At 61.7% G+C, this 6,262-nt stretch carries 8 protein-coding genes and 4 tRNA genes; 10 read left to right on the top strand and 2 right to left on the bottom strand.

All coding sequences use genetic code 11. The features are described 5' to 3' along the window. Nucleotides 1-194: transposase (locus F2P47_RS09845; protein WP_185681052.1), on the top strand; the 194-nt coding region annotated here is incomplete at its 5' end. A gap of 312 nt (nucleotides 195-506) precedes the next feature. Here the strand turns inward: F2P47_RS09845 and F2P47_RS09840 are convergent. After that, nucleotides 507-582 (bottom strand) — tRNA-Thr (locus F2P47_RS09840). Between the two features lie 154 nt (nucleotides 583-736). Here F2P47_RS09840 and F2P47_RS09835 point away from each other — a divergent pair. Then, entirely contained in the window at nucleotides 737-1,333 is a 597-nt protein-coding gene (locus tag F2P47_RS09835) for a DUF2939 domain-containing protein (RefSeq protein ID WP_185681051.1), read from the top strand. Nucleotides 1,334-1,345: 12 nt separating this feature from the next. On the opposite strand, the gene F2P47_RS09830 is transcribed toward F2P47_RS09835, so the two are convergent. Next, nucleotides 1,346-2,008 (bottom strand): TrmH family RNA methyltransferase, encoded by a 663-nt coding sequence (locus F2P47_RS09830; RefSeq protein WP_246176819.1) that lies wholly within the window; start codon nucleotides 2,006-2,008, stop codon nucleotides 1,346-1,348. Nucleotides 2,009-2,419: 411 nt separating this feature from the next. Between F2P47_RS09830 and F2P47_RS09825 the strand changes: the two genes are divergently transcribed. The 8 genes from F2P47_RS09825 (at nucleotide 2,420) to rplA (ending at nucleotide 6,021) form a co-directional block, all read left to right on the top strand. Further along, nucleotides 2,420-2,504, top strand: a tRNA-Tyr gene (locus F2P47_RS09825). Between the two features lie 47 nt (nucleotides 2,505-2,551). Beyond that, nucleotides 2,552-2,625 (top strand) — tRNA-Gly (locus F2P47_RS09820). A 75-nt stretch (nucleotides 2,626-2,700) separates the two neighbouring features. Continuing rightward, nucleotides 2,701-3,891: an elongation factor Tu gene (tuf, locus tag F2P47_RS09815; protein WP_152216173.1), complete on the top strand. Its 1,191-nt coding sequence runs from the start codon at nucleotides 2,701-2,703 to the stop codon at nucleotides 3,889-3,891. Nucleotides 3,892-3,912: 21 nt separating this feature from the next. Continuing rightward, nucleotides 3,913-3,988 (top strand) — tRNA-Trp (locus F2P47_RS09810). A gap of 40 nt (nucleotides 3,989-4,028) precedes the next feature. Beyond that, a complete protein-coding gene (gene secE, locus F2P47_RS09805; RefSeq protein WP_152216172.1) occupies nucleotides 4,029-4,226 on the top strand; it encodes a preprotein translocase subunit SecE in 198 nt (65 codons plus the stop codon). Nucleotides 4,227-4,258: 32 nt separating this feature from the next. Next, nucleotides 4,259-4,789 (top strand): transcription termination/antitermination protein NusG, encoded by a 531-nt coding sequence (gene nusG, locus F2P47_RS09800; protein WP_152216171.1) that lies wholly within the window; start codon nucleotides 4,259-4,261, stop codon nucleotides 4,787-4,789. A 96-nt stretch (nucleotides 4,790-4,885) separates the two neighbouring features. Next, a complete protein-coding gene (gene rplK, locus F2P47_RS09795; protein WP_152216170.1) occupies nucleotides 4,886-5,317 on the top strand; it encodes a 50S ribosomal protein L11 in 432 nt (143 codons plus the stop codon). Between the two features lie 5 nt (nucleotides 5,318-5,322). Continuing rightward, nucleotides 5,323-6,021 (top strand): 50S ribosomal protein L1, encoded by a 699-nt coding sequence (rplA, locus tag F2P47_RS09790; RefSeq protein WP_152216169.1) that lies wholly within the window; start codon nucleotides 5,323-5,325, stop codon nucleotides 6,019-6,021. Nucleotides 6,022-6,262: the final 241 nt, after the last annotated feature.

Genomic DNA, 6,262 nt, shown 5'->3' with positions numbered 1-6,262 from the left:
GCTCCCGGCATCGCCGCAAGAAGGTCGAGATGCTCTTTGCTCACCTCAAACGCATTCTCCGGATGGCGCGTTTGAGGCTGCGAGGTCCATGTGGTGCGCGAGACGAGTTCCTGCTTGCCGCAACCGCCCAGAACCTGAGGAGGCTGGCGAAGCTCAGGCCACCAACGCCACCACATGGCGCCATCGCCGTATAAAAGCGGCCCGAATGGATACCCCGCGCGAAAGTGCGGGGCAGATAACCGATCCTCATCACCGGAGAGCCGCTGAAACAGCTCAATGAATAGTTATTGGGCTGAGTTTTTCAACGATATCGGCGCAAAGCCGCCCTCTTACAGACAGAATGTCAAGTAAGTTTAGGGGGCGCTCCAGTCCGCGGCAGAGGCAGACCGGCAAGTGCAATAGGACGTGGAACTCGGGAGGCGAGCGCGGAGCCAGCGTTTGGTAGCTATATGGTAGCTAACCACCGAAGCGTCGTAAGTCCGCGCTATCTAAGTCATTGAAAAGACTGGTGCCCCCGGCAGGATTCGAACCCGCGACCCCCTGATTACAAATCAGGTGCTCTACCAACTGAGCTACAAGGGCGACCGTCCCGGCCTTGGCGCGGGTGATTGCGGGCGGAACATACTTTCATGATTGCGTGGCTGCAAGCAGCGTCGGGGGTGGGGGCTGGAAATGAGCTTTGGAACTCCCGCGCACGACAGCGTAGATTGCGCCGTCGCGTGTTGGGGGGATCAGCGTGGGTAATCCGGTTTATTGGGGCTTGGGAACGGCGCTTGCCGCTGCTCTCGCGGGTGGTCTGGCCTGGACGGTCGCCAGCGGGCGCCTTGGGCGCTCTGCGCCTTATGTCGTATGCCTCGTCGTCTTCGCGACGCTTTGGACGGCCTGGGCGTACTGGGCGATCTACGATCTCCAGATATCGCTCGACCGCGGCGACAAGGTGCGGCTCGCCTCGCTGGTAGACTGGACCTCGGTGCGTGAGGGGATCCGCGACGATCTCAAGGCCGCATATACGAACAAGATCATCGCGCCCGATCCGCGCGTTCAGGCGCTCTCTCAGGCGATGAGCGGCGCGATGATCGACCGTATGGTCGACGCGCAGATTAATCCGAGCACCCTTTCCGATATGGCGAGGAGCGGCTTTGGCGGCTCTGACCCGATGGGACAGATTCGATATGCCTTCTTTGAAGGGAGCCCGCTCGTCTTCCGCATGGATATCGGACCGGAAGGCTCCGCCACCGACCACCAGACGATCTATCTGCTCGAATGGAATCTCGGCTGGCGGCTGAAGCGGATCATCGTCGCGCCATACTTGCTCAATCAGCCGCCGCGCTGATCGGGCGCCCGATCAGGCCCGGCGAGCCAGTTCGTAGAGCGCGACGGCGGCTGCGTTCGAGACGTTGAGGCTTCTCATCTCGCCGGAAGCGGGCAGGCGGGCCAGGACGTCGCAATGCTCGCGGGTGAGGCGGCGGAGCCCCGCACCTTCCGCGCCGAGGACGAGGGCGGTCTTCGGCCCGGTCTTGAACTCAGGCAGCGAGACCTCGCCTTCGCCATCAAGGCCGATGACCTCGAAACCGAGATCCTTCAGCTCGTCGATGGCCCGGACGAGGTTTGTCACCTTGGCGATTCGTACCTTTTCGAGTCCGCCCGAGGCCGCCTTGGCGAGTACGCCGCCCAGAGGCGGACTGTTCCGGTCGGTCGTGATGAGGGCGCCGGCGCCGAAAACGGCCGCAGAGCGCAGAATCGCCCCGAAATTATGCGGGTCCGTTACCTGATCGAGCACAACCACTCGGGACGCACCGTCGCAGGCCTCATCCACGGTGAGCTCGGGCAGGGGCGTTACTTTAAGCGCGATTCCCTGATGCACGGCGCCCGGCGGGAGAAGGGCGGCGATCTCGTCTCCGCCGAGGATTTCGGCCTGAATGGGCAGGTCCTTGCCGAGGCTGAGGCCCTGCGAGGCCAGTTCTGCTTCCGCATTCCGGGTGAGGAGAAGCCTTTGCGCTCTTCGCACAGGATTTCGGAGTGCGGCGCTAACTGCATGAAATCCATAAAGAAACCCCTCATCTCCGCCGCCCTTGTGGCCGCGCTGCGGCCCTCGGGGCTGCGAATGGGCTCCGCCCTGGCCGCGAGGGCCGCGATTCCGGTCTTCGAGGCCCGAAGGCTTTTGTCCGGCCGAGCCGGGTCGCTTGCGCTTGTTCATAGGGGCGCTTATATTGCGCCGTCCGGGCTCATGCAAACGCCTCGCCCAACAGTGCCTTCAGCAAGACGACCAGAAAGCTGAGGACGCTGCGGGGCGTTATACGCTTTTGAGACTGGAAATGAGTTGACAGCACGGCGGCAAAGCTCAATAAAGCGGCCCGTGCTCCAAGCACGGCGGCGGCAGCGAACTTATTGGGATTTCACAACATTTGACATCGGACACGGAGGGGTGCCCGAGTGGCTAAAGGGGACGGACTGTAAATCCGTTGGCTAAGCCTACGTTGGTTCGAATCCAACCCCCTCCACCATCCCTGTTAAAGGGATCCGATGTAGCGGAACGAGGGAATACGGTCAGGCGGGTGTAGCTCAATGGTAGAGCAGAAGCCTTCCAAGCTTACGACGAGGGTTCGATTCCCTTCACCCGCTCCAATCCGTCGTCCGTCGCGTGGCAGTAACTAGAAGCGTTCGACCAGTCGATCAGACCAACCGAGGTAAGAGAATCCGATGGCCAAAGAGAAATTTGAGCGCAATAAGCCGCACTGCAACATCGGGACGATTGGTCACGTCGATCATGGCAAGACGACGCTGACGGCTGCGATCACGAAGGTTCTGGCGGAATCGGGCGGGGCGACGTTTTCGGCCTATGACCAGATCGACAAGGCGCCGGAAGAGAAGGCGCGCGGGATCACGATCTCGACGAGCCATGTCGAGTATCAGACGGCGAACCGTCACTATGCTCACGTCGACTGCCCCGGCCATGCCGACTATGTGAAGAACATGATCACGGGCGCGGCGCAGATGGACGGCGCGATCCTGGTGGTTTCGGCCGCCGACGGCCCGATGCCGCAGACGCGCGAGCACATCCTGCTCGCCCGTCAGGTCGGTGTTCCGGCGCTGGTGGTGTACATGAACAAGGTCGACCAGGTCGACGATCCTGAGCTGCTTGAGCTCGTGGAGATGGAAGTTCGCGAGCTTCTGTCGGTCTACAACTTCCCGGGCGACGAGATCCCGATCGTGAAGGGTTCGGCGCTGGCGGCTCTCGAAGGGCGTGACGACGAGATCGGCAAGAACTCGATCCTGGCGCTGATGCAGGCGGTTGACGACTACATCCCGCAGCCCGAGCGTCCGATCAACATGCCGTTCCTGATGCCGATCGAAGACGTGTTCTCGATTTCGGGCCGCGGCACGGTTGTGACGGGTCGCGTTGAGCGCGGCGTCGTGAAGGTCGGCGAGGAAATCGAAATCGTTGGTATCAAGCCGACGGTGAAGACGACCTGCACGGGCGTTGAAATGTTCCGCAAGCTTCTGGACCAGGGTCAGGCAGGCGACAATGTCGGCGTTCTGCTGCGTGGCACGAAGCGCGAGGACGTGGAGCGCGGTCAGGTTCTCTGCCAGCCGGGTTCGATCACGCCGCACACGGAATTCGAGGCGGAAGCCTACATTCTGACGAAGGAAGAGGGCGGTCGTCACACGCCGTTCTTCACGAACTACCGTCCGCAGTTCTACTTCCGCACGACGGACGTGACGGGTGTCGTCACGCTTCCGGCCGGCACGGAAATGGTGATGCCGGGCGACAATGTGAAGATGAACGTGACGCTGATCGCGCCGATCGCCATGGAAGAGAAGCTCCGCTTCGCCATCCGTGAAGGCGGCCGTACCGTCGGCGCAGGCGTCGTCTCGAAGGTGTTGAAGTAATCCGTTCGCGTCGGCGGGACTAGGAGTGTAGCTCAACTGGTAGAGCACCGGTCTCCAAAACCGGGGGTTGGGGGTTCGAGCCCCTCCACTCCTGCCAACCGCGGGCCAGTACGTATAAAGGGACTCTTGTAGAGATCATGGCGAAAACCAATCCGCTTGAGTTCATTCAGCAGGTGCGGTCCGAGACCTCGAAGGTCACGTGGCCCACGCGGCGCGAAACCGTTATTACGACCGTCATGGTGTTTCTCATGGTGGCCTTTGCGACGGTGTTCTTCTTTCTGGCCGATCTTGGCCTGAAGGCAGGCGTCGCGTTCGTGCTGGGCATCGGAAGCTGAGAGCAGGGATACGTCCCTCGGAAGAAAGACATATGGCCAAACGCTGGTACATCATTCACGCCTACTCGAACTTCGAAAAGAAGGTTGCGGAGTCGATCCGCGAGCAGGCTGAACAGCACGGTCTTGCGGATCAGTTCGAGGAAATTCTCGTTCCGACCGAAGAAGTCGTGGAAGTGCGCCGTGGCCGCAAGATCAATGCCGAGCGCAAGTTCTTCCCGGGCTATGTGCTCGCGAAGATGGATCTGACGGACCAGACCTATCACCTGGTCAAGAACACGCCCAAGGTCACCGGATTCCTCGGCGCGGATAACAAGCCGCAGCCGATCAGCCAGGGCGAAGTCGATCGCATCCTGCATCAGGTGCAGGAGGGCGTGGAGCGTCCGAAGCCGTCGATCACGTTCGAGATCGGCGAGCAGGTTCGCGTCGCGGATGGTCCGTTCGCGTCGTTCAATGGTTTCGTCGAAGAAGTCGACGAAGAAAAGGCGCGGCTCAAGGTTGCCGTGTCGATTTTCGGCCGCGCTACGCCGGTCGAGCTTGAGTACGGACAGGTCGAGAAGCTCTGACCCGTTCTTCTATGTGGGAGACGCATCGGCCCATTCGATCCGATGCGTCGCTGACCACTAACCCAATGTCTCCGGGTTTTCCGGAAGGGGATTGAAATGGCTAAGAAAATCGAAGGCTACATCAAGTTGCAGGTGAAGGCGGGCCAAGCAAACCCGTCGCCGCCCATCGGCCCCGCGCTCGGTCAGCGCGGCCTGAACATCATGGAATTCTGCAAGGCGTTCAACGCCGCGACGCAGAAGATGGAAGCGGGTACGCCCATTCCTGTCGTGATCACGGCTTTCTCCGACCGCTCCTTCACCTTCAAGATGAAGACGCCTCCGGCGTCCTTCTTCCTGAAGAAGGCAGCGAAGATCGAATCTGCGTCGAAGACGCCGGGCCGCGGCGCTCCCGCCGGTTCGGTGACGATCGCGCAGTGCCGCGAAATCGCCGAGACCAAGATCGCGGATCTCAACGCGAAGGATCTCGATCAGGCAACGAAGATTATTGCCGGTTCCGCCCGTTCCATGGGCCTGCAGGTTGTGGAGTAAGGGCGATGAGCAAAGCTGGAAAGCGCATTGATAAGGCCCGTGAGGGCATCGACGTCAAGAAGGCCTACACGCTTGACGACGCAGTGAAGCTCGTTAAGGAGCGTGCCACGGCGAAGTTCGATGAGACGATCGAAGTGGCGATCGCGCTCGGCGTCGACCCGCGCCATGCCGACCAGATGGTCCGTGGCGTCTGCGCGCTGCCGAATGGCTCGGGCCGCACGGTTCGCGTCGCGGTCTTCGCGAAGGGTGACAAGGCGGACGCCGCTCTGAAGGCGGGCGCCGATATCGTCGGCGCGGAAGACCTGGCCGAGACGATCCTCTCGGGCAAGGTTGACTTCGACCGCTGCATTGCGACCCCGGACATGATGCCGCTCGTCGGCCGTCTCGGTAAGGTGCTGGGCCCGCGCGGCCTGATGCCGAACCCGAAGGTCGGCACGGTGACGCCAGATGTCGCCGAAGCCGTGAAAGCGGCCAAGGGCGGCGCCATCGAGTTCCGCGTCGAGAAGGCCGGTATCGTTCAGGCCGGTGTCGGCAAGGCCAGCTTCACGGAAGACCAGATTGCCGGGAACATCCGTGCGCTGATCGACGCCGTGCAGAAGGCGAAGCCGGCGGGTGCCAAGGGCACCTACATCAAGAAGATCGCGATCAGTTCGACTATGGGCCCCGGGCTCAAGGTCGATACGGCGAGCATCGCCGCAGCCTGAGGGCTGGCGGCCCAAGAGTTACCGCTTCGCCTCTTCGGAGGCGGGGCGGCAAGGCGGACGGGAAGCGTGGACACTTCGATCCTTGGATCGGAGTGGCTACGCCATCGTCCGTTTACCTGTCCGAGACTGCGGGTGCCGAGGCGCGAGCCAAGGCTTAATCGCTGAAGAGAGCGGCCGGCAATAGACGGGAGTTTGAACGGTTTCATCGGCCTCAGGGCCAATGGGATCGGTTGGAACCCGG

This window comes from Parvibaculum sedimenti, assembly GCF_009184905.1.
GTDB lineage: Bacteria > Pseudomonadota > Alphaproteobacteria > Parvibaculales > Parvibaculaceae > Parvibaculum > Parvibaculum sedimenti.
The sequence above is the reverse complement of the archived record's forward strand: the minus strand, read 5'-3'. Positions and strand labels throughout refer to the sequence as shown.

Coding starts and splice junctions, on each gene's coding strand:
- tuf (WP_152216173.1), top strand. CDS start 2,701: ATGGCCAAAGAGAAATTTGAGCGCAATAAGCCGCACTGCAACATCGGG.
- rplK (WP_152216170.1), top strand. CDS start 4,886: ATGGCTAAGAAAATCGAAGGCTACATCAAGTTGCAGGTGAAGGCGGGC.
- nusG (WP_152216171.1), top strand. CDS start 4,259: ATGGCCAAACGCTGGTACATCATTCACGCCTACTCGAACTTCGAAAAG.
- secE (WP_152216172.1), top strand. CDS start 4,029: ATGGCGAAAACCAATCCGCTTGAGTTCATTCAGCAGGTGCGGTCCGAG.
- rplA (WP_152216169.1), top strand. CDS start 5,323: ATGAGCAAAGCTGGAAAGCGCATTGATAAGGCCCGTGAGGGCATCGAC.